Source organism: Pseudarthrobacter kochi (assembly GCF_055412805.1).
Genome location: NZ_JBVAYV010000016.1, coordinates 1 through 22,029, shown reverse-complemented (window position 1 = coordinate 22,029; position 22,029 = coordinate 1). Strand labels below are relative to the sequence as shown.

Here is a 22,029-nt window from a genome sequence, read left to right as displayed (position 1 = left end):
CACTGTGACTACTGTTGCGCCAAGGTGCCCACGGTTACGATGTGACAACGTGAATGCACCAGCCCGCTCGGCAGGCTCTCGGCACCTCAACGGAGGCAAGCAATGGAATTCAGGTCCGACCCAGTGGCGAAAATACCAGTCAGAGCCTGCATCACGCTCGGAGCAAGAGGTACTGATGCTGCTGCGTGATTTGGGCACAGGTTTGCTGCGACGCTGGTACTTTGTCGTGGTTGGCGTCTTGCTGACCGCTTGCGCCGCACTGTTGTTGACCTCTGTTGTACCGCCAACTTACAAAGGGACCGCGCGAGTCGTGCTCATTCCGCCAGCGTCCCTGGTCACTCCGGGAGGAAATCCGTACCTGTTCCTGGGCGGTCTGGATCAAGCGCTCAGCGTGCTCAGCGTGAGGCTGGCCTCAGGTTCCGTTCAGGAAGAGATCGTGAAAGGCCACGCCGGAACTGGCTACATTGCAGAGAAGGACCTGGCGTCCTCCGGGCCAATCATGCTCATCACATCGGAAAGCGAGAGTCCGGAAAGCAGCCTTCAGGTGCTCGACGACGTGCTGAAAGTGGTACCGCAGAACCTTGTGATCATGCAGGACCAATTGAATGTTCCCTCCTCATCCCGCATCACGGCAATGACGATTGTCCGGGAGAGCGAGGCCCTCATTGACCGGAAGAGCCAGCTCCGGGCCGTGTTGGCCGTCGTAGCTCTGGGTGCTTGCATCACTGTGCTGGTGACCGGACTGCTCGACCGCCTCATCACTTCCCGGAAAGGGACCAAGCGGCGGCGACGCCAGGACATGGGGGTGCAAGATCAGCCCCTTGAGGACTATCCCCCGACGGCGCAACAAGACGGGAGCTCCAGGTCCGGGTTCCGAATCGGGCGGCCAGTCCCGGCCGAGCACGGGGCGTCCGAAGGTCCGGCCGCACTCCCGCAGGTTGAAAAGAAAGAAGAATTCCCGACCATGGCATCGAACAAATAGACGTGGCTGCCATGGCCACGCCAACGCGGGGGCGTCATGAGTTGGTCATAGCCAAATTCCGGAATCTCAACGGCCCGGACGCGGTCACCGTCATCACATGGTTTGCCATTTTCCTGTTCGTGGTTCCCACCGACCGGGGAATCCAAGCGCTTGGCAGTGCGGGTTCACCGGCCTATCTCCTGGCAATTGTGGCCTTGTTATGGTGGGCCTGGCATCGTATCCAGCGGCCCGCACTGGCCGGGCCGCAAAGCATTCAGTGGGTTCGCGCCGCGGCCTTCATCTTCGTCGGCGCGTGCGTGGCAAGCTACTCGAAATCTGCCCTGGTGGCCTTGCCGTCGTCGGAGATCAGCATCGCTGACATGGGGCTTATCAAGGTCGGAGCGCTGGTTGGCATCTTGCTCGTCGCACATGACGGGATCACGCGTGAGGACCGATTAATGGTCCTCGTGAGAAGACTCACCCTGTTCGCCGGCCTCTACGCCGGGTTAGGCCTTGCACAGTTCTTTACTGGATTGAGCTTTGTGGACACGTGGCAGATTCCTGGTCTGTCGGCGGCCGGGAATGTCGGGATTGGGGACAGAGGCGGGTTCGTGCGAGCGGCTGCGACGGCCACCCACCCCTTGGAATACGCTGTCGTGCTATCGATGATGTTGCCGTTTTGCCTGACCGCCGCAATTTACGATCGATCCCGGTCTGCTTTCCTGCGCTGGTTTCCGGTCGCCGCAATAACCCTTTCCGCGGTGTTGTCGGTCAGCAGGTCAGCTTTCATTTCCTTGGCCGCCGTTCTTCTGTTCCTGATTCCGTCGTGGACGCCCGCAGTAAGGCGGGCTGCCGGCTTCGTGATGGCAGTGGGTGCCGTCGCAGTGTATGTGGCCGTTCCCGGGATGGCCGGCACCGTTGTCGGAATGTTCTCCGCCAGTGACTCGAGCGTCGCCTCCCGGACCGACAGCTATGACGACGCAATATCCTTCCTGCTTGTCAGTCCTTGGTTCGGGCGCGGGTTCGGGACGTTCCTGCCCACCTATCGGATCCTGGACAACCAGTATTTGGCGAGCAGCATTGAAATCGGACTCGTCGGCCTCGTCAGTTTGTTGGCCATCATCGTGTCAGCCGTGGCTGTGGCCATTTCCGCCCGTCGTCATGGCAAAGGACAGCCGATGCATGCCATGGGACTGACCCTGGCCGCCTCAATGGTGGCGGGTAGCTTGAGTTTCGCCTTCTTCGACGCCTTTAGCTTTCCGCAGGCTTGCGGCACGCTCTTTTTGGTCGCCGGCCTGTGCGGCGCCTATGCAAATATCCGGCGAACGGCTGCCGCGTTGACAGACGGGCAACCATGAGACTTCGCGATCACCTACGGCACCGCGTGGCGCGTGGTCGAACCACGATTTTCCGCCGTTGGTACTTGGCCCTTGGCATAGTGGTCCTCATGTTGCCGGTCCTGATCGCTGCCCACGCGGGAACGGGCGTTTACTACTCCAAAACGGATGTGCGCTTTCTGCCGCCATTGCCGATCGAAGGCAACGTCTTTCAGGCGGACCCGCTTCAAGTTGTCCCCTTTGCGTCGATCGTGGTCCATCGCTTCAATGCAGATGACCGTGACGAAAGTCCGCGGAGTACTTCGGCCCCGCTCTACAGTTCGGGCGTCCGTACGGGCCACCTCGTCTACCTCCCCAATTCAGGAAGTCAATGGCAGGTGAGCTACAGCCGCGCTGTGATAACGGTCGAGGTTGTCGGCGAGTCCGCCGAAGACGTGGCCGTTGAGCGCGACCGCATAGTGAAGCAAATTTCGGAGCTTGCCGAGGCGACGCAGCAGGAACGGGACATCGGTCCGCAGCTCCGGATAACCACAGAGCTGGACCGAACCACGGCCTTGATAACATATGTCGGGGTACGGAATACTAGAGCAGAATTGGCGCTCACTTTTCTGACAGTCGGCTTGGCCGTGGGAATACCGCTCGCGGCGGACCCGGTCATCGTGCGCCTGCAAAAAGTGACTGGCTCGCGGACCAGGACGTACGGCGGCACTCAGCGCCGGATGCCCGCGTCCGTGTCCGGCGCCCAGGGGGAAGGCGGGACGTCGCCCCCGGTGACGTAGCTCAGTGCGCCTTGGGGACGTGCCGGAGCGAAAGCGCGGTGCCGAGGATGAACATCGCCACTGAGCCGAGCACCATCAGCAGCGGGCCGGTCCAGGTTCCCGCGACGCCGTTCACGTAGCCCAGGAGGGTCGGTGCCAGAGCACCGAAGGAGTAGCCAACCCCCTGCACGACGGCGGACATCCGGCCGGCCGAGGCCTGGTCCCGGGCCAGCCGGATGATGGCGATGAAAATCAGCGTGATACCGCCCCCCTGGGCAATACCGCCGAACGAAGACCACAGCCACCACAGCCCGGGCGCCAGCAGCAGGCCCACCGGGACGGTCAGCCACAACAGCCCCAAGGTGAGTCCGACCGCCGTCGTACTGGCGAAACGGGCCGCTAGCGGAACGCCCAGGCCGCCCACGATGGCGAGGATCTGGAACAGCGAGGAGCCTGCGCCGGCCCCCGCGGCCGTCATGCCCAGCTCATCCGCGAGGATGCTGGGCAGCCAGGCGGTCACTCCGTAGTAGGAGAATGCCTGCCCGGCGAAACCCGCGGTCAGTCCGACGGTGATCCAGCGCGATGCCGGCTTGATCCCGGCGCGTGCGGGGTCCGGGGCGGCGACGGGTTCGGGGCGGAAGGCCCGGCTGCCAAAGGCGAGCACCCACGCAGCCAACGCCGCGACAGCGAAGAGTCCGCAGGCGGCCAGGGCCAGCCTCCACCCCAGCAGCCCGGCCAACGGCGCCATCACCATGGCGGTGATGAAGGAGCCGATGTTCAGGGCGGCGGTGTAGATGCCCATGGCCGTGGCCTGCCGGGCCGGGGCGAAGTCGCGCCGGATGATCAGCGGAACGGCGATGTTGCCGATCGTGATGGCAATACCGAGAATCACGGTGCCGAGCATGACCGTGGCGCCGTTGCCCGCCGAGCGCACCATGACGCCCAGCAGCACGCCCAGCAGGGTGAGGGTGATGGCGACTTCCGCGCCGAGTTTGCGTCCGGTCAGCGAGGCCAGCGGCGAAGCAAGGGCGAAGCACAGCACCGGGATGCCGGTCAGGAGGCCCAGTTCCACCGGGGAGAAGCCGAGTTCCTGCTGCATCGGGCCGACCACCGGCGCCACGGCCACAAACGGACCGCGCATGTTCAGGGCGATGAGCCCGATGGCGGACAGCAACATCCAGCTGCGTGGCACCCTGGCGAGGACGTTGGAGCTCATGGGTGCCACGGTCCGGCCGGCGGGCAGAAATATGCTTTCATCAGTCCCATTGCTATCACGGGCCCGGACCGGACCCTGCGATTGTGACACCCTCGCACCTTCCCGGCGTCAGCCGGCGGCCTGCAAGGTTGCCTCGATCACGGCGGGCGAGAGCACGTACTGCGTGACCATCTGGCTGGCGCCCAGGATGGCGGCCTGGTCCCCGGCCATCGACAGACCGATCCGCAGGTGGGTCGTGGCCAGCGGCAGCGACCGCCGGTAGACCACCTCGCGGACCCCCGCCATGAGGTGTTCGCCGGCCTGGCCCAGACTTCCGCCGATCACGATGACGGACGGGTTGAGCAGGTTCACGACGGTGGCCAGCACGTCGCCCAGGTCCCGGCCCGCCTGGCGGAGCGCCTGGATCGCCTGCAGGTTTCCCTCGGCCACGAGCCGCAGCACGCCGCCGCCGGTATCCGCCTGCAGGCCCTGGAGAGTGAGTCCGTGCGCGACGGCTGGGCCGGAGGCGAGCGCCTCAAGGCAGCCGTAGTTGCCGCAGCGGCAAAGCACTTCGTCGCCGCGGGGCACCCGGACGTGGCCGAGGTCGCCGGCGGTGCCGTTGGCGCCGCGCTGGAGCTGGCCGCTGCTGATGATGCCTGCCCCGATGCCGGTGGCAACCTTGATGAAGAGGAAGTTCTCGTGTTCCGGCCAGTAAGCGGTCCGCTCCCCCAGGGCCATGATGTTGACGTCGTTGTCCACCAGCACGGGGACCGGCAGCGAGCGCTGGACGTGACGGACGACGTCGAACCCGTCCCAGCCGGGCATGATCGGCGGCTTCACCGGCATCCCGGTGGCGTGCTCCACCGGCCCCGGAAGGCCGATGCCGATGCCGGCGAGGTCTTTCCTGCCGCGGCCGGCCTGGCCGAGCAGGTTGGCACCTTCCGCCACGAGCCGGTCCAGCACGGCCTCGGGGCCGTCGGCGACGTCCTGGGTCAGCCGTTGCTCCGCCAGCACCGCTCCGCCCAGGTCCGTGACGGCAATGATCATGTGGGTGGCTCCGACGTCGACCGCCAGCACAACGCGGGCGGCGGGGTTGAAGGCAAAGCGCGACGGCGGCCTGCCGCCGCTGGAGCTGGCCTCGCCCGCCGGTCCGACCAGTCCGGAGTGCATCAGCGCGTCGATGCGGGACGCGACGGTGGACCGGGCCAGGCCCGTGGTGAGGGCCAGTTCGGCCCGGGTGCGGGCCTTGCCGTCGCGCAGCAGCTGGAACAGGTCCCCGGCACGGGACAGACTTCCGGCGGCCTCGGTGGCGGCGGGTTCGGTGCCGGTGGTCGTACGCATGGATAAGTGATAGCACGAAGTTCTTATGCCTGTCACGCTTCCGAAAGATCGAAACAAAGTTTGCAACTTTTGCTTGACCATCGGCAAAAGTAGTTCTAGCTTGGGGTGTGGGGCCGCTCACTCACCCCGCGTGCACCGGTTGGCACGGCGTCAGGCGGGGCGGCTGCAGCTCATCCCCCAACGACGAGGAGAGACAGTGTCATACTCGATCCAGCTCTACACGGTCCGCAAGGCCCTTGAAGAGGATCTCGCAGGAACCATCCAGCGCCTGGCCGAAATCGGCTTCACCATGGTTGAGCCCTACCGTTTCGTCGCCAAAGCCGCTGAACTGAAGCAGGCCATGGCCGAAAACAACCTCACGGCCCCGTCCGGCCACGCTCCCCTGCTCAGCGATGACCAGGACGCCATCTTTGCGGCCGCCCAGCAGCTGGGCATCGGCACGGTGATCGATCCCCACGTTCCGATCGAGCGCTGGAACACGATCGAGGACATCACGGAAACGGCCGCCCAGCTCAACGCCGCCGCCGCCAAGGGAGCCGGCTGCGGCGTGCGCGTCGGCTACCACAACCACTGGTGGGAAGTTGAGTCCGTGATCGACGGCAAAACCGCGTTGGAACACCTCGCTGACCATTTGGACCCGGAGGTCGTCCTCGAGCTGGACACCTACTGGGCTGCCGTGGGCGGCCAGAATCCGGCCGAACTCCTCGCCCGGCTGGGCGACCGGGTGAAGTTCATCCACATCAAGGACGGCCCTGTCACCCCGGACCCGTCGAGCCAGCTCGCCGTAGGCGACGGCAAGATGCCCGTCTGGGATGTGCTCGCGGCAGCAGGATCCCTCGAGGCCGGCGTGATCGAACTCGACGATTTCCAGGGCGATATGTTCGACGCCGTCCGGGACAGCTACAACTACCTCAGCGCCGGGCAGGTCTCCGCATGAGCCACGCAGCGGGAACAGCCTTCGGCCCCCTCGGATCAGGCCCCGTCGGCGTCGGCATCATCGGCGCCGGGGTCATCAGCAAGCAGTACCTGGACAACCTCACGAGCTTCCCGGACGTCAGGGTCGTCGCAATCGGGGACCTCTTCGAGGACGCCGCCGCCGCCCGCGCCGCCGAGTACGGGATCGAGAACCACGGCGGGGTTGACGCCGTCCTCGGCAACCCCGACGTCGAGATCGTCATCAACCTGACCATCCCGGCAGCCCACGTCGAGGTGGCCACCCAGGCCGTCAACGCCGGCAAACATGTCTGGAGCGAGAAGCCCTTCTCGCTGGACCGGGAAAGCGGCCGCGGGCTGCTCAAGGCGGCCGACGCCGCCGGCGTCCGCCTCGGCTGCGCCCCGGACACCTTCCTCGGCGCCGGACTGCAGACGGCGCGCCGCATGATCGAACGCGGCGACATCGGCACGCCGCTGACAGCCCTGACCCTGATGCAGTCCCCCGGCCCGGAATCCTGGCACCCGAACCCCGCGTTCCTGTTCCAGGACGGCGCCGGCCCGCTGTTCGACATTGGCCCGTACTACCTCACCACCCTGGTCCAGACCTTCGGGAGCGTCCGCCGGGTGGCCGCATTCGGCTCCAAATCCCGCGCAACCCGTGTCATTGGCTCCGGGCCCAAGGCCGGCGAGGAATTCGCCGTCACCGTCCCGACCCACGTCAGCTCCATCCTGGAGTTCGAAGGCGGAGAGTCAGGCCAGAGCATCTTCAGCTTCGATTCACCGTTCAAGCGCGCCGGCTTCGTGGAAATCACCGGTTCTGACGCCACCATCGCCTTGCCGGACCCGAACAACTTCGACGGCGACATCCGGATCTGCGCGCTCGGCGCCGACGACTGGACCACTGTCCCGTCCATCGGCTCCACCGCCAGCCGCGGCGCCGGGGTGCTGGAAATGGCCCGCGCCATCCGCGAGGGCCGGCCGCACCGGGCCCAGGGTGAGCTGGCATTCCACATCCTCGACACCATGGCCTCCATCTCCGAGTCGATCGACACCCGCGCCTTCGTGGAGGTCGAAAGTTCGGCCGCCAAGGTCCCGGCCCTGCCCGAGGACTGGGATCCCACCGCGGCAACCCTCTCCGCGTAGCAGTCCAGCCCGACCCCCACCCCAGCCCCAGCTCCACGACGAAAAACCCGGAGCAACCATAAAGAACCCCATCAAAGTCCTGTCGGCCCTGGCCGCCACGGCAACCCTGGCATTCGGCATGACCGCCTGCGGCCAAGCTCAAGCCCAGCCTGGACCGCTTCACCGAGTAGACCGGCGTGAAGGTCAAGCTTGAGGTGATCGGCTGGAACGATCTGTACAACCGCATCCTGACGGCCGTGACGAGCGGCGACGGCCCCGACGTCCTGAACATCGGCAACACCTGGGCCGTCACGCTGCAGGAAACCGGCGCGTTTGAGCCGGTGGAAGGCGCCCTCCTGGACGCGGTCGGCGGCAAGGACCGCTTCCTGAAGACCAGCTGGTCCACCGGCGGCGCCGAGGGCAAGACCCCGACGTCGGTCCCGTTCTACGGCCTCGCGTACAACATGTACTACAACCCGAAGATGTTCAAGGAAGCCGGCATCGAGACGCCGCCGGCCACCTGGGATGAGTTCGTCGCCGGACGCCAAGAAGCTGACCAAGGACACCAACGGCGACGGCAAGCCGGACCAGTGGGGCTTCACGGCCGCCGGCGCCTCGGTCTCCGCCAGCTCCCACCAGGCCTTCGCCCGCGGGCTGCAGAACGGCGGCACCCTGTTCGACAAGGACGGCAAGCCGACCTTCGACAGCGCCGCCCAGGTCGCTGGAGTCAAGCAGTGGATTGACCTGATGGCCACCGACAAGGTGATGTCGCCGTCGGACGCGGAGATCTCGGACGGCGCCAAGAAAGTCGACAACCTGATCAACGGCAAGGCAGCCATGCTGTTCGACCAGAGCCCGGTCAAGAACTTCGAGGCCCGCGGCTTCACGGACTGAGCCGTTGCCCCCGTTCCCATGATGAAGGCCGGTGCCAGCGGCCCCGAAGGCACGCAGAGCCACGTCGCCGGTATCAACCTGAGCGTGTTCAAGAACTCCAAGAACAAGGAGAACGCGATCAAGCTGACCGGCTGGCTCACCAACGACGCCGAGCAGGTCGCGCTGAACAAGGCCTTCCGCTCCCTGCCCGTGGTTACCGGCGCTGCCTCGGACGCCGCCTTCCAGACTGCCGAGGTCAAGGTTCCGGCCCCGCCCGCGGCAGGGACCGCCCCGCCGGTCCGCAGGAAGAAAAAGTCCTTCCTCCCCTGCGGCCTCGTCCTGCCGGCGGCCCTGCTCGAACTGCTCATCCACATCGGGCCGATGATTCTGGGGGTGTGGATTGCTTTCATCTCGCTCACCCAGCTCAACCTCACCAACTGGCTCAACGCCCCGTTCGTCGGCCTGCAGAACTTCGTCAACGGCCTCAACCCGGAAAGCACCATCGGCCAGGCATTCTTCAGCACCGTCGGCCGGACCATGCTTTAGACCGTCACGGTGGTTGGCTTCTCCTGGGTCCTCGGCATGGCCGGCGCGGTGTTCCTCTCCTCCAACTTCAAGGGCCGCGCCATCCTCCGGACCTTTTTCCCGGTTCCCTACGCCCTGCGCGCCTACGTGGGCACCATCGCCTGGGCCTTTATGTTCAACCAGCGCGACGGCGCCGTGAACCAGATCGTCGTCGACACCCTGCACCTTTTCGGCGACGACCGCCCCTTCTGGCTCCTGGGCCAGAACTCCTTCGGGGCCATGATCGTGGTGAACGTCTGGCAGCTGTGGCCCTTCGCGTTCCTGATGCTGATGGCCTCCCTGCAGACCGTCCCCGCCGACGTCTACGAGGCCGCCTCGATCGACGGTGCCTCGCTGTGGCAGCAGTTCCGCACCATCACCTTGCCGATGGTCCGCCCCGCGAACGGCGTGCTGCTGCTGGTGATGTCGCTCTGGACCTTCAACCAGTTCAATATCCCGTTCGTGCTCTTCGGCGCGGCATCCCCGAAGGAAGCCACCCTGGTCTCGCCGCTGATCTACCAGAATTCCTTCGGCAGCTGGAACTTCGGCCTCGGCGGCGCCATGAGCGTCCTGCTCCTGATCGCCCTGTTCATCGCGTCCTTCTTCTACATCCGCATGGTGCTGCCCAAGGGGGCCGACAATGATTGAGACCCGCAACTTCCGCATCCTGCGGAACATCGTCCTGACCATCCTGTCCCTCTGGGTCGCCATCCCGCTGTACGTCGTGGTGTCCAGCTCGCTCAAGCCCCTCAAGGACGTTTCCGGGCTGTTCCAGTGGATCCCGGACGAGCTCACGGCCGCACCGTACTTCGACATCTGGACCACGGTGCCGCTGGCCAAGTACTTCCAGAACAGCCTCATCATCACCGTCGCCGCCACCGTGTGCTCGGTGACCGTCGCCGTCCTGGCCGCGTACGCCGTCGCCCGTCTGCAGTTCCGCGGCCGCCGCGCCTTCAGCCTGACCGTGCTGTCCACCCAGATGTTCCCGGGCATCCTGTTCCTGCTGCCGCTGTACCTGATCTTCACGCAGATCCGGAACATCACCGGGCTGCAGCTCCAGGGCTCGTACCTGGGCCTGATCATCACCTACATGACCTTCACCCTGCCGTTCGCCATCTGGATGCTGACCGGGTATTTCGCCGCTATCCCCAAGGAACTTGAAGAAGCCTCGATGATCGGCGGCACCGGCCGGATGGGCGCCCTGTTCCGGGTGATCCTGCCGGTGGCCAAGCCGGGCATCATCGCCGTGGCGGTGTACTCTTTCATATCCGCCTGGGGGGGAAGTCCTGTTCGCCTCGGTCCTGACCAACGAGGCGGCCAAGAGCTCCATCATCCAACTGGCCGGCAACCCCGCCGCCGCCCCTGCACCGACCGCCTGCCCCGAAGGAGCCTGACATGGCCCGCCCGTACACCCTGTTCACCGGCCAGTGGGCCGACCTGCCCTTCGAGGAAGTCGCGCGCCTGGCGTCCGGCTGGGGTTACGACGGCCTGGAGATCGCCGTCTCCGGAGACCACCTGGACGCCTGGCGCTGGGACGAGCCCGGCTACGTCGAGTCCAAACTCGCGGTGCTTCAGAAGTACAACCTCAAGGTCTGGGCCATCTCCAACCACCTCAAAGGCCAGGCCGTCTGCGATGATCCGATCGACTTCCGGCACGAGGCCATCGTCGGGGCCAAGGTCTGGGGCGACGGCGACCCGGAAGGCGTCCGCCGTCGAGCCGCCGAGGAAATGAAGCACACCGCCCGCCTTGCCCAGGCGCTGGGCGTCAATACCGTCGTCGGATTCACGGGCTCCTCGATCTGGCAGTACGTCGCGATGTTCCCGCCCGTCCCGGCGTCCGTGATCGAGGCGGGGTACCAGGACTTCGCCGACCGCTGGAACCCCATCCTGGACGTCTTCGACGAATGCGGCGTCCGCTTCGCCCACGAAGTCCACCCGTCCGAGATCGCCTACGACTACTGGACCACCGTCCGCACCCTCGAAGCCATCGGCCATCGGGAAGCCTTCGGTCTGAACTGGGACCCCTCCCACTTCATGTGGCAGGGCATCGACCCCGTCTCGTTCATGTGGGACTTCAAGGACCGGATCTACCACGTCGACTGCAAGGACACGAAGCTGCGCCCCACCGGCCGGAACACCGTCCTGGGATCACACCTGCCCTGGGGCGACCCGCGCCGGGGCTGGGACTTCGTCTCGGCCGGCCGCGGCGACGTGCCCTGGGAATCGTCCTTCCGCGCACTGACCGCGATCGGCTACGACGGCCCCATCTCGATCGAATGGGAGGACGCCGGCATGGACCGCCTCCACGGCGCCCCGGAGGCCCTCGCCGCGCTGAAAAGGTTCGACTTCCCGGCGTCGAACACCTCCTTCGACGCCGCGTTCAAACAGCAGTAAATTAGACTGCCTTCATGACCCACACCATCCGTAAGGCAACAGCGGACGACGCCGGACCACTGGCTGCGCTTGCGGCGGTCACCTTCCCGCTGGCATGCCCACCGTCGTCGTCACCGGAGGATATCGCCGCGCACGTGGCCAACACTCTCAGTGAGATTCACTTCCGGAACTATCTGGCGGACCCTGAGGTGACCATCCTCGTGATCGACGACACCGGCGCGTTGCGCGGCTACAGCCTTCTGGAAAACCGGCCCGCGCAGGACCCGGACGTTGCATCGGCCCTGACACTGCTCCCCTCCATCGAACTCAGCAAATGCTACGTCCATCCTGACTATCACGGGCTCGGCGCGGCCACGGAACTCATGCGCGCCTCCATACAGGCCGGAACAGAAACGGGCGCGGCCGGGATTTGGCTGGGAGTCAACAGCCAGAATGCCCGGGCAATCCGCTTCTACGAGAAATCCGGTTTCAGTAAGGCGGGCAGCAGATCGTTTCGGCTAGGGACGACCATCGAGCACGATTTTGTCCTGGAAAGGGCTATCCCGCAGTCCCTCCAGCCCTTCAGCCGCGGGTAGGCCGGGGCGCCACGTTCCGCGCACGAGACCGACGTCCGGCGTGAAGCCCCTCCATAGGTAAGGTATCTTCTCGTGATCCCCGGTGGCGATCAGGTCATCCACGGGCTGTCGCTCCCGGATGAGGAATGTCAGGACCCTAAACCGTCGGGTTGTTTTCCGTCCTTGCGAGCAAGCGGCGTCCTCAGGCGACATGCGGAAGGCCGCTGCCAACCGGTGGTTCCCATCCAGCACCAGCCGTTTTGTCTTGCCGGTCCCCTCATCAAGGCAGAGTTCGTAGGCGAGAACGCAGACTGTGGGCGACGATTGCGACTCGAGCACGTGGCTCAGGTTGGCGATGCCCTTGGTGCGCATCCCATGCGGCAGGTTGCCGTGTTCGAGCGCGTTCGGCCACAGCGGGGTTGATGCATTGACTTGCAGCTTGTCGTACTGAGCCCTCTCATTGAGGCCGCCACCCAGTACATTGGCAGGTGCCGGCTGGCCATCGGCCATCTGCCGGACGTACCAGGGGGCCAGCCACTCATGGGCCGCTGCGATATCGGCGAGCTCGACCTCGCAAGAGAGGTTCTCGGCATTTTTACGAAGGACCTCCCAATCGTGCAGCACAGTGAGCTCGTCCCGGTAGAGCATCTGCAAACGATCGAGGCGCCGGATGGTCTCTTCCTTCTCCGGACGGCTAATGTTGGGCCGCCGGGAGTGCCTCAACTTCGTGACGTCCCACACCGCTGAAAGAGGACGGCTTTCATGGATCGACAGATCCGGCCCGGCGTTCTCCCGCAGGTCGCGGCCAAGCAGCTCAATGAAGCCAACGTGGTCCGCGACGGGCACCAAATCGGGATCTCGCAGACGACCCGCCCGGGTGAAGGCGAGCTTGTCTGTCTCGGCCACGACGCTGGCCGTTCCCTCTAATACCCGCGCCCAAACTGAGCGTGCCAGGCTATCGGAGTGCAAGAAGGTCGAGAAAGCGAGGTTGTTATAGGCGTCGCTGACTGACTTCGCGAGCTCCTTCTGCACCGTCGCTTCCGCGTACGGGTAGTGCTGCAACGCCGCCCGCGCGTCTGCCGCTACTCGCAGCGATGCTGCCTCCGACCCCGCGAGGCTGCGTGCGCTGCTCATAGCCAGCCGTCCGGCGGACGTGATGAGGTCGGCATTGGCCAACGCCTCAGCACGCTTCTGCGCGTTGCTGTTAACCTGCTGGGCCAGAAAGAAAAAATAGATGCCAAGCAGGAGCGAAATCGTGAGGTTGAACCAGTCTGCAATGGTCCAATTGTCGGAATCCACGGCCTTTACGACGGCGGCGGCGACGACGATTACGCTGATGAGCAGCAAACCAATCACGAGGTAAGCAACGCGCCGCCCAAAGTGTTGTCCCGCGCCACGCATGGTGTCCCCGTTCGTCCGCCCGCAAATGCCCCGTATGTTAGGGAGATCTTAGTTGGACAACGGGGCATACACGTGAACGAACCAGGTAAAGGACTCATTGCTGCAATTGAGGAGCAGCGTCAAGTCGTTGCGGTGCACGCATCGGAAGACATGCCGGAATTCGAACGAGCTGTAGAAGTCCTGCCAAAGTTGCAGATGCAGCTGGGTCTTGGCCGGTTTCTGGGCGCGCTGGCCGTCGATCACAAGCCCAGGCTGCTCTACCGCTTCCTCCTCACGAAGTGCTCGCCCGTCGCAGTGCTCGGACCCCAGGTGGTTCTCAAGGTCTATGGGGACCGCCCCCGGGGCGAAGGGCCGCTCCAGCAGGCCTGGCGGGCCAGGGGCCTGGATGTTCCGAGGCTGGTGTGCGGCGAGGCCGGCGATTGCAGCTGGTTGTTGATGGAGCATCTGGAACTGCGTCCGGCCGCGACCGTCCTTACCGATCAGTTGGCGCTCGTGGACCAACTGGCAAACTTGGGCAGGACCATGCACCGTCCGATCCGCGATGTGGAGTCGCTGCTCCGACCTCTCGAAGAGGTGATGGTCCCGCGCTGGAAAGAAGCGGTGGCCTCACTCCTTGGATCAGGGCAGAACGTTCCCTCCTCGTGGCTGGCCAGGGCCGCTGCCGCATACGCAAGCGGGAGAGCAGTTCCCCTGCACGGCGATATGGCGCCGGCCAACCTGGGCAAAAGTAGGAGCGGGCGCTTGATCGTCTTCGACGCGTCAGCGCTTCAGGGCGCCGCCTCCTTCGACGCGGCGCGATGGTCTGCGCGGGCAGGCCCGGGGGGAGTTGGACCCGAAGCTCTACTCAGGCGTTGGATATCTGTCGAGAATCTGCCGTCGGATCGGGAGCCGTGGGACCTGCTTGCGGCCGAGTGCGTGTTGGAAGCCGGCTCACGCGAGATCGTTCGGTCGCGCGGCTCGCAGGGGAGCCTTCGGATGCCCCAAGGAGCTGCTGCGGCCGGTGTATCGGAGCTGCTCACCGTTGCCTCCAAACACTGGTTTTGAGTCACAGTGTGTTGTGCGGTGGACTCGATTGGACCCGGATTCCCGGCAATTTGCGCAGGGTTGGTTTAGTCGCAGGTCCCTTTGTGGGGTATCTAACACAGCCCGCCGGGGAATGGAGCCGGACCCCTGGGGGTTGTGGCGATCATGAAGATTGAAATCTGGTCCGACGTCGCGTGCCCCTGGTGCTACATCGGCAAACGCCGCTTTGAAACAGCCCTCGCGGCCTTCCCGCACCGCGAGTCTGTGGAGGTGAAGTGGCGCAGCTACCAGCTGGATCCGTCCCTGCCGGACCACTACGACGGCACCGAACTGGACTACCTGAGCACCCGCAAGGGCATGGCCCCGGCTGAGGTCGCAGGCATGTTCGCGCACGTGGCAGCGCAGGCCAAGGGCGAGGGCCTCAACTACCGCTTCGACGACGTCGTAGTCGCCAACAGCTTCACCGCCCACCGGCTGATCCACTTGGCCGCCACGCACGGGCAGCAGGACACCGCGAAGGAACGCCTGCTCAGCGACCACTTCGAGCGGGGCCTGGACATCGGCAGCCGGGACTACCTGACCTCATTGGGGCTGGATCTGGGGATCGGCGCCGCCGAACTGGACGAACTGTTCACCACCGACAAATACGCCGACGACGTCCGGCTGGACTTCGAGGAAGGCCGCGCGCTGGGCGTCACCGGCGTCCCGTTCTTTGTGATCGACCGCAAGTTCGGGCTCTCCGGCGCCCAGCCCGCCGAGACGTTCACCACCGCCCTTGAACAGGCCTGGCAGGACAGCCGCCCGCTCGAGATGGTCAGCTCAGCCGGCAGCAGCGACCCCACCGGAACCGCAGCGGCCTGCGGCCCGGAGGGCTGCGCCACCTAAAGATTGCAGCAGCCCGGCGACAAACCGCATTTTGCTGACAGATCGCGCTAAAGTGTCCGTATGCCCAGGATTTCGGCCGCGAGCAACGCCGCCCAACGCGCCGAGACCCAACGCCGTATCCTGACTGCGTTCGGCGAGCTCCTCTTCACGCACGGCCTGCCGGGGCTGACCATGACCGACGTCGCACGGCACGCCCGGATCGGCCGCACCGCCGTGTACAACTACTACGCGGACATCGAAGAGCTGCTCATCGCCTATGCGCTGGACGAGACCGAGCGTTTCCTGGTTGACCTGAGGGAGTGCCTGGATTCGCTGGAAAACCCGGTGGATCGCCTGGCCCTGTATGTGCGCGCCCAGGTCGAGGACCTCAGCCGGCGCCACCTGCCGCCCGGCCCCGCGATGGGCGCAGTGCTCTCCCCGGCGTCGTTCGCGAAACTTGCCGACCACGTCGGGGAACTCAGCGTGCTCCTGCAGGGCATCCTGCGGGACGGAGTCGCCCAGGGATACCTTCCGGAGGCGGACATCACCCAGCTCGCGCAGCTCATCCACGGCACGCTATCCTCCAGCGCTGCACGGGGCGACGGCGCTGGCGAGGACTCCGGGGCGGAGGCCCGGCTGGCCCGCACTGTGCGCTTCGTCCAGCTCGGCGCCGGCGCACGGTTCGACGACGACGGCCGCCCCCTCCGCCTGCATTCCTGACGCCCGGGGACCGGCCGCTCCGGCGGACGTGGCTAACTGCCGGGGGCGGGTGACGCCGTCGGCGTCACGGTCCCCGGCTCGTCCACTATCCGCCGGTCCTCGCGCGGGCAGCTGAGCTGGCCGGGCGTCTGGTCGACCAGTTCCGGCTTCGCGAGTTCCTTGAAGTCTCCGGTGAGGATGACGTCCACGCTGGGGTCCGTCCGGGCGTCCTGGAAATAGTCCGAGCCCGGCAGGTTGCGCTGCACACTGAACGCCGCCGACTGTCCGGCAGCGCCGGACACGACCAGCGCCACCCCGCGGTAGCCCGACGTCGTGTTGGCGACGGCGCCGACCACGAACTTGCGGGCCGCGAACTCGTCGGCCACCGTGCGGGCCAGACCCGGACGGGACGTGGAGTTGAAGACATTGAGGTTGATCTTCTCCGGCGGCGTGTAGTCAAAGCGCGCCTCCGGGCAGACGGAGGCCGCCGCCGCCTGGCTGCGCTCCGCCGTCGGAACCTTGATCTGGCCGTTCATGATCGCGAGTGCGACCACAATCGCGGCGGCAACCAGACCGACGAGGAGCACCAGGACGACGCCGTGCAGGATGCGTCGCCGCATCCTGACGGGATTGTCGTGCAGTTCGTCATCCTCCACGAAGGTGGCCCGCAAGTCCGAGCCGGTAATGACCTGGTGCCCGTGCAGGACGGTGACGTCCTTCGGCTTTCTAGCCATTTATCACCAGCACGCGCGCGTGGATCGCCGTGCGCTGGTGCAGTGCGGTCCGGACGGCGCGGTGCAGGCCGTCCTCGAGGTAGAGGACGCCGCGGTATTCGACGACGTGCGGGAACAGATCCCCGAAGAACGTGGAGTCTTCTGCCAGCAGTGCCTCGAGGTCGAGCGTGCGCTTGGTGGTCACCAGATCGTCCAGCCGGACCGGTCGCGGCGGCAGTGCCGCCCAGTCCTTGGGCGTGCTGTAACCATGGTCGGGGTACGGGCGGCCCTCGCCCACGGCTTTGAATATCACCATGCAAGCCTAAGGAACTTGGAGGGCCAAAGGAATCCACGACTCCCGCTGCCGGGAGGTTGTAGCCAAACGGTAACCATTTGTCACACCATCTTGTCCTTACTGTCACAGCCAAGACCTTGCCGGCGGCGGAGTCCACACCACATGCAAAGATGCCTGCAGGCTGGGAGAATGGGGACATGACAACTCCCGAGACCTCAGCTTCCCTCTCGCCGTCGGCTCCTCCGCTGGCGCTGTTGCTCGACGTCGACGGTCCTGTGGCAAGTCCCGTCACCCGCACGGTGCAGCCGGCGATCATCGCGGACCTGCTGGCGCTGGCCGCGGCGGGAATCCCGGTGATCTTCAATACGGGCCGCTCGGCTGCCTTCATCCGCGAACAGGTGATGGAGCCGATGATCGCGGCGGGGATGCCGGCCGGCACCCTGATCCACGCCGTGTGCGAGAAAGGTGCTGTCTGGTTCAGCTACACCGCCACGGGCCCCGGGGCAGTCCATGTCGATCACGAACTGGCCATCCCGCGAGCGTTCGGGGACGACGTGCGCCGGCTTGTGGCCGAGGATTACGCCAGCCACATGTTCTTCGACGAAACCAAGCAGGCCATGGTCTCGGTCGAGCAGCACATCGCCGTCGAGAACTCCGACTACCGGGCCGAGCAGCAGCTCTTCGACGCAGATGCCATGGAACTGATGGCACGGCATGGCCTCGGAGTGGTGCGCCTGGACCACCATGCCCCGGACTCCGATGACCGGATCGATTACCGCGTGGATCCGACCATCATCTCCACCGATATCGAGTCGGTCCGGCTCGGCAAGGACCTCGGCGCGAGCCGGGCCGTCGAGCTGCTGGCGGCGCAGGGCGTCACCCCGCAGGCCTGGCGCACGGTGGGCGATTCCCGGACCGACTACGCCATGGCCGACTGGCTGCACCACAACGACCACCCGGTGAAACATGTCGATGTCCGGCCCGCCGACGGCGTCCCGGTGAAACCGTACGAGGTACTCACGGCGGCGGATCTGGGGCTGGGCGAGGACGTCATCCACGACGACGCCGGGGCCGCTTTCCTGCGCAGCTGGCGGCTGGCCCTCCTGGGCTGACCCAGCGGGCTGAACCCTCGCGGAACCACGCGTTCCGGGGTGGACGACGGGCTCTGGCGGCCCACACTGGCGGCGTTTCAGCCGCGGATAATCCAGGCGATTTTGGGGCGGACGTTATCATGCAAGTAGGGACACATTCACGCAAAGAATCACGGAGAATCGAAATTACAGACGCATTGGTCCAGGACGAGATCTACTACGGCAGCCGGGCATCCGTTGATGCCCACGATGAGGTTACGTCCGCGGCTGCCGTGGCGAGATTCCGGACCCGCCAGGACGTTGTGCGCCGGCGGGGCCGGTATGGCCTGATCAACGGGAACCGCACGCCGTACCAGGCCATGGTCGAGGATTTGATGTTCATCCGGTCAGTGCTTGACGCCGCCGGCCTCGACTATCTCCTGGTCCGCGGCAACAACGACAGGCCTGTCATCGCCGTGGACTGGAAGGACCGCAAGGAACTCCGCGGCGCGCTCGTGGAGGCCTGCCACGACGAGCCCTTCTACTCGATGAGCGTCGACGCCAAGAAGAAGTCCTCGGTGCTGGTGGCCGACGGCGAACTCTCCCCCAACCGGCAGTCCCGGATTTTCCGGCTGTACCGTCCCCGGGTCGAGCCGGAGGGCGGCTTTGAGTTCGGCGCGTCGGCCGGCGTGCAGCTGGAACTGTGGAGTTTCGAAGGTGACCAGCTGATCCTCCCGATCGAGAACTCGCTGACCCGCCGGACGCTGCTGGCCCAGGACGCGGTCCGCGGCACGGTGGAGCGTTACGGCCACACGTGGCCCACGATCGAGAACATGTTCGCGGACCACGCCAGTGACATCAGCTTCGACATCGATCTCGTCTTCTCCTGGGTGGACGGCAGCTCCCCGGAGTACATCGCAGCGCGGCGCGCACGGATGGCCGGCGTCGTGGTGGGCGAAGGTGACGACCACGAGGCCCGCTTCCGCCAGATCGACGAACTCAAGTACGCGCTGCGCTCGGTGTACATGTTCGCGCCCTGGATCCGCCGGATCTTCATCGCCACGGACTCCCCCACTCCCGCGTGGCTGGCCGACCACCCGGGAGTGACGATCGTCCGCAGCGAGGAGTTCTTCGCCGACCCGTCCGTGCTGCCCACCCACAACTCGCAAGCGGTGGAGTGCCAGCTCCACCACATCGAAGGGCTGTCCGAGCACTTCCTGTACTCGAACGATGACATGTTCTTCGGCCGCGCCGTCGGGCCGGACATGTTCTTCACGCCCGGCGGCATCACGAAGTTCATCGAAGCGGAGACCCGGATCGGGCTTGGGGACAACGACGCCGAGCGCAGCGGCTTCGAGAACGCCGCCCGGGTGAACCGCAAGCTGCTCTGGGACCGGTTCGGCCGGATCACCACCCGACACCTGGAGCACACGGCTGCGCCGCTGCGGCGCAGCGTCGTGGCCCGGATGGAGCAGGAGTTTCCGGCCGAATTCGCCAAGACGGCGGCCAGCACCTTCCGCGCGGCCGACAACATCTCGGTGACCAACTCGTTCTACCACTACTACGCGTTGCTGACCGGCCGGGCCGTCACCCAGACGGCGGCAAAGGTGCGCTACGTGGACACGACGGCCAGGGCCGGACTGAACTACCTGCCCAAGCTGCTCGCCAAGCGGAACATGGACTTCTTCTGCCTTAATGACGGAAGCTTCCCCGAGGTTGCGGCCGAGGAACGGGCCGAGCTCGTGACGGACTTCCTGGAGAAGTATTACCCGATCAAGGCGCCCTGGGAAAAGTAGCCAGGCGGGCGGCGGGAGCGGCCACGAGCCGGCCCGCCGTCGCCCCGGTGCGGGTCCCGCTAGTTGCGGGCGGTCAGCCGCCGGCTATCAGAGGTCCGGGCCGGTTCCTCGAGCTTCGCCTTGCTCGGGATGCGGATCCCTGCCGCCGCAATCCGTCGCTGCGTTTCCTCGGCGGAGACGAGCTCGCCGACGGCGGGGGTGTCCCCGAGCAGAACCACGGAGTGCACGATCGTGTGTTCATAGACGTGGACGAGGTTGAACGCCTGGCCGCCGTTGCGCCCGCGGGTTCCGCCAACCGGAACGTTGAGGTCCTGCGTGTAGCAGGTGGCCGAGGCCACCGAGACAGGAATCCCGGCGAACGTCGCCGTCGTCGAATAGTGCAGGTGGCCGCCCAGAATGGCACGGACATCGGAGTTCCGCAGGACCCCGGCCAGTGCCGTCTGGTTCCGCAACTCCACGAGGACCGCGAGATCCAGGACCGAAGGCACGGGCGGGTGGTGCAGGGCAAGGATGGTCCCGTCCGGGGCGGGTGTGGCGAGTTCGGCCGCGAGCCACTCCAGCTGCTCCGGGCTCAGCTCACCGTGGTGGAAGCCCGGGACTGACGTGTCGAGGGTGATGATCCGCAGCCCGTTGATGAAGTACGTGTGGTCCACGGGGGCGTCGTCGGCAGGCAGGTCCAGCAGGCCGGTGCGGAAGTTGGCGCGGTTGTCGTGGTTTCCCATCGCCCAGATGACTTTCGCACCCAGGGCCTTGCAGGCGGGCTCGACGATCGCCCGGAGCTTCGCGTACGCCTCGGGTTCGCCGCGGTCAGCGAGGTCGCCGGTGAAAATCACGGCCTCGGGACGCGCGCCGGACGCCCGCACTTCGTCAAAGAGTTGTTGGAGCAGGGCGTCGCTGTCGACCACACCATGCAACGGTGCCGGACCGCCCAGCAGGTGGGGGTCACTCAGATGGAGTAGAAAATGACGTGGCCGGGGGTGTTCGGCCTCGATGAGCTCCATGGCTACCTTCCTGGTTGGGTGGAGGCTGTAGCCCCCAACTTCCCTCTCAGTAATGTCTATCCAACCAGACATTCGGCCAACAATGCGCAAACTCCAGTAGGCATGTTTGAAAAAATGACAACAACGAGTAATCCGCCGGACACATACCTGCTCCGGTATGTGTCCGACGGAATGTGCTTACTCAGGTACTCGGCGGCTAGCTCAGGTAGCCGTTCGGGTTCAGCACGTACTTCGTGGCGGCACCGGCGTCGAACTCCGCGTAACCCTTCGGCGCCTCCTCCAGCGTGATCGCCTTCGCGTTGACGTTCTTGGCGATATGGACCTTGTCGTGAAGGATCGCCATCATGAGCTGGCGGTTGTACTTCATCACCGGACACTGGCCGGTGGTGAAGCTCAACGATTTGGCCCAGCCGGTGCCGAGGCTGATCGAGAGCGCCCCCTTCTTGGCAGCCTCGTCGATGCCGCCCGGATCCCCGGTGACGTAGAGGCCGGGAATGCCCAGGGCGCCGCCGGCGGCGGTGATTTCCATCAGCGAGTTGAGCACCGTTGCCGGCGCTTCCTTGGCGTCGTGGCCGTGGCCCTTCGCTTCGAAGCCGACGGCGTCGACGCCGCAGTCGACCTCCGGGACCCCCAGCAGCTGTTCGATCTGCTCGGCCGGCCCGCCCTGGGACAGGTCCACGGTTTCACAGCCGAAGCTGCGTGCCTGCTTCAACCGGTCCGCGTTCATGTCCCCGACAATGACCACCGCGGCACCCAGCAGCTGGGCACTCGTGGCCGCCGCGAGGCCGACCGGCCCGGCACCGGCGATGTAGACCGTGGAACCGACACCGACGCCTGCACTGACGGCTCCGTGGAAGCCTGTCGGGAAAATGTCCGAGAGCATGGCCAGATCCAGGATCTTTTCGAGTGCCTGATCCTTGTCCGGGAACTTCAGCAGGTTCCAGTCCGCATACGGGACGAGGACGTAGTTGGCCTGTCCGCCGACCCAGCCGCCCATGTCCACGTATCCGTAGGCGGCACCCGGACTGAGGTGTACTACTGATGTGAGACAGTCTTTGAAAGGATTGTTCCCATGTCTTCCCGTCCCACGTTTTCTGATGAGTTCAAGGCTGATGCTGTTGATCTCGTGATTACT

Annotated in this window: 21 protein-coding genes and 3 pseudogenes; 17 read left to right on the top strand and 7 right to left on the bottom strand. The window is 65.5% G+C overall.

Annotation, left to right across the window (positions count from 1 at the left end; genetic code table 11):
* Positions 1-175 precede the first annotated feature (175 nt).
* From ACZY0Y_RS09925 to ACZY0Y_RS09915, 3 genes are all read left to right on the top strand, one after another.
* Positions 176-982, top strand: a complete 807-nt coding sequence (locus ACZY0Y_RS09925; RefSeq protein ID WP_463884048.1) for a hypothetical protein — start codon at positions 176-178, stop codon at positions 980-982.
* Positions 983-993: 11 nt separating this feature from the next.
* Positions 994-2,319, top strand: a complete 1,326-nt coding sequence (locus tag ACZY0Y_RS09920) for an O-antigen ligase family protein (RefSeq protein ID WP_463957727.1) — start codon at positions 994-996, stop codon at positions 2,317-2,319.
* 89 nt (positions 2,320-2,408) lie between these two features.
* A complete protein-coding gene (locus tag ACZY0Y_RS09915; RefSeq protein WP_463884052.1) occupies positions 2,409-3,077 on the top strand; it encodes a hypothetical protein in 669 nt (222 codons plus the stop codon).
* 1 nt (position 3,078) lies between these two features.
* Here the strand turns inward: ACZY0Y_RS09915 and ACZY0Y_RS09910 are convergent, their stop codons facing one another.
* The gene (locus ACZY0Y_RS09910; protein ID WP_463884054.1) at positions 3,079-4,272 is read right to left on the bottom strand and encodes an MFS transporter; all 1,194 of its coding nucleotides are present in this window, start codon (positions 4,270-4,272) and stop codon (positions 3,079-3,081) included.
* Positions 4,273-4,380: 108 nt separating this feature from the next.
* Positions 4,381-5,592, bottom strand: coding sequence for an ROK family protein (locus tag ACZY0Y_RS09905; protein ID WP_463957726.1), 1,212 nt, complete (start codon positions 5,590-5,592; stop codon positions 4,381-4,383).
* 196 nt (positions 5,593-5,788) lie between these two features.
* On the opposite strand from ACZY0Y_RS09905, the gene ACZY0Y_RS09900 reads away from it, so the two are divergent.
* The 9 genes and pseudogenes from ACZY0Y_RS09900 to ACZY0Y_RS09860 all read left to right on the top strand — a co-directional run bounded on the left by ACZY0Y_RS09900 (position 5,789) and on the right by ACZY0Y_RS09860 (position 12,053).
* Positions 5,789-6,529: a sugar phosphate isomerase/epimerase family protein gene (locus tag ACZY0Y_RS09900; RefSeq protein WP_463957724.1), complete on the top strand. Its 741-nt coding sequence runs from the start codon at positions 5,789-5,791 to the stop codon at positions 6,527-6,529.
* A complete protein-coding gene (locus ACZY0Y_RS09895) occupies positions 6,526-7,668 on the top strand; it encodes a Gfo/Idh/MocA family protein (protein WP_463957722.1) in 1,143 nt (380 codons plus the stop codon). Before ACZY0Y_RS09900 ends, ACZY0Y_RS09895 begins: the two co-directional genes overlap by 4 nt.
* A 176-nt stretch (positions 7,669-7,844) precedes the next feature.
* A pseudogene (locus ACZY0Y_RS09890) lies at positions 7,845-8,129 on the top strand (extracellular solute-binding protein); the annotation flags it as partial.
* A gap of 43 nt (positions 8,130-8,172) precedes the next feature.
* Positions 8,173-8,541: a type 2 periplasmic-binding domain-containing protein gene (locus ACZY0Y_RS09885; protein WP_463957788.1), complete on the top strand. Its 369-nt coding sequence runs from the start codon at positions 8,173-8,175 to the stop codon at positions 8,539-8,541.
* Positions 8,542-8,559: 18 nt separating this feature from the next.
* On the top strand, positions 8,560-9,066 hold the full coding sequence (locus ACZY0Y_RS09880) for a hypothetical protein (protein ID WP_463957720.1): 507 nt from the start codon (positions 8,560-8,562) through the stop codon (positions 9,064-9,066).
* Between the two features lie 9 nt (positions 9,067-9,075).
* Complete coding sequence (locus ACZY0Y_RS09875) at positions 9,076-9,732, top strand: carbohydrate ABC transporter permease (RefSeq protein ID WP_463957718.1); 657 nt, start codon at positions 9,076-9,078, stop codon at positions 9,730-9,732.
* Positions 9,725-10,309: pseudogene (locus tag ACZY0Y_RS09870) on the top strand (carbohydrate ABC transporter permease); the annotation flags it as partial. The gene ACZY0Y_RS09875 and the pseudogene ACZY0Y_RS09870, both read left to right, overlap by 8 nt.
* A 170-nt stretch (positions 10,310-10,479) precedes the next feature.
* Complete coding sequence (locus ACZY0Y_RS09865; RefSeq protein ID WP_463957716.1) at positions 10,480-11,478, top strand: sugar phosphate isomerase/epimerase family protein; 999 nt, start codon at positions 10,480-10,482, stop codon at positions 11,476-11,478.
* A gap of 14 nt (positions 11,479-11,492) precedes the next feature.
* Positions 11,493-12,053 (top strand): GNAT family N-acetyltransferase, encoded by a 561-nt coding sequence (locus tag ACZY0Y_RS09860; RefSeq protein WP_463957714.1) that lies wholly within the window; start codon positions 11,493-11,495, stop codon positions 12,051-12,053.
* Here ACZY0Y_RS09860 and ACZY0Y_RS09855 read toward each other — a convergent pair.
* Positions 11,976-13,388, bottom strand: a complete 1,413-nt coding sequence (locus ACZY0Y_RS09855; protein WP_463957712.1) for a hypothetical protein — start codon at positions 13,386-13,388, stop codon at positions 11,976-11,978. The genes ACZY0Y_RS09860 and ACZY0Y_RS09855 overlap by 78 nt on opposite strands.
* Positions 13,389-13,505: 117 nt before the next feature.
* Between ACZY0Y_RS09855 and ACZY0Y_RS09850 the strand changes: the two genes are divergently transcribed.
* The 3 genes from ACZY0Y_RS09850 to ACZY0Y_RS09840 all read left to right on the top strand — a co-directional run bounded on the left by ACZY0Y_RS09850 (position 13,506) and on the right by ACZY0Y_RS09840 (position 16,040).
* Positions 13,506-14,477 carry a protein kinase family protein gene (locus tag ACZY0Y_RS09850; RefSeq protein ID WP_463957710.1) on the top strand — a complete coding sequence of 324 codons (972 nt, stop codon included), beginning with the start codon at positions 13,506-13,508 and terminating at the stop codon, positions 14,475-14,477.
* Positions 14,478-14,621: 144 nt separating this feature from the next.
* The gene (locus tag ACZY0Y_RS09845; RefSeq protein WP_463886155.1) at positions 14,622-15,341 is read left to right on the top strand and encodes a DsbA family oxidoreductase; all 720 of its coding nucleotides are present in this window, start codon (positions 14,622-14,624) and stop codon (positions 15,339-15,341) included.
* Positions 15,342-15,401: 60 nt separating this feature from the next.
* Positions 15,402-16,040: a TetR/AcrR family transcriptional regulator gene (locus ACZY0Y_RS09840; protein ID WP_463886153.1), complete on the top strand. Its 639-nt coding sequence runs from the start codon at positions 15,402-15,404 to the stop codon at positions 16,038-16,040.
* A gap of 32 nt (positions 16,041-16,072) precedes the next feature.
* Here ACZY0Y_RS09840 and ACZY0Y_RS09835 read toward each other — a convergent pair whose 3' ends face one another.
* Both ACZY0Y_RS09835 and ACZY0Y_RS09830 read right to left on the bottom strand, forming a co-directional pair.
* Complete coding sequence (locus ACZY0Y_RS09835; protein WP_463886151.1) at positions 16,073-16,753, bottom strand: LytR C-terminal domain-containing protein; 681 nt, start codon at positions 16,751-16,753, stop codon at positions 16,073-16,075.
* Complete coding sequence (locus tag ACZY0Y_RS09830; protein WP_024367337.1) at positions 16,746-17,045, bottom strand: type II toxin-antitoxin system VapB family antitoxin; 300 nt, start codon at positions 17,043-17,045, stop codon at positions 16,746-16,748. The genes ACZY0Y_RS09835 and ACZY0Y_RS09830 overlap by 8 nt, the downstream gene beginning before the upstream one ends.
* A 179-nt stretch (positions 17,046-17,224) precedes the next feature.
* Between ACZY0Y_RS09830 and ACZY0Y_RS09825 the strand changes: the two genes are divergently transcribed.
* Both ACZY0Y_RS09825 and ACZY0Y_RS09820 read left to right on the top strand, forming a co-directional pair.
* Entirely contained in the window at positions 17,225-18,139 is a 915-nt protein-coding gene (locus ACZY0Y_RS09825; protein WP_463957708.1) for a hypothetical protein, read from the top strand.
* Positions 18,140-18,258: 119 nt separating this feature from the next.
* Entirely contained in the window at positions 18,259-19,893 is a 1,635-nt protein-coding gene (locus ACZY0Y_RS09820; protein WP_463957707.1) for a stealth family protein, read from the top strand.
* A 59-nt stretch (positions 19,894-19,952) separates the two neighbouring features.
* Here ACZY0Y_RS09820 and ACZY0Y_RS09815 read toward each other — a convergent pair whose 3' ends face one another.
* Together ACZY0Y_RS09815 and ACZY0Y_RS09810 are read right to left on the bottom strand one after the other, a co-directional pair.
* Positions 19,953-20,894: a phosphodiesterase gene (locus ACZY0Y_RS09815; protein ID WP_463886145.1), complete on the bottom strand. Its 942-nt coding sequence runs from the start codon at positions 20,892-20,894 to the stop codon at positions 19,953-19,955.
* 196 nt (positions 20,895-21,090) lie between these two features.
* Positions 21,091-21,918: pseudogene (locus ACZY0Y_RS09810) on the bottom strand (formaldehyde dehydrogenase, glutathione-independent); the annotation flags it as partial.
* Positions 21,919-22,029: the final 111 nt, after the last annotated feature.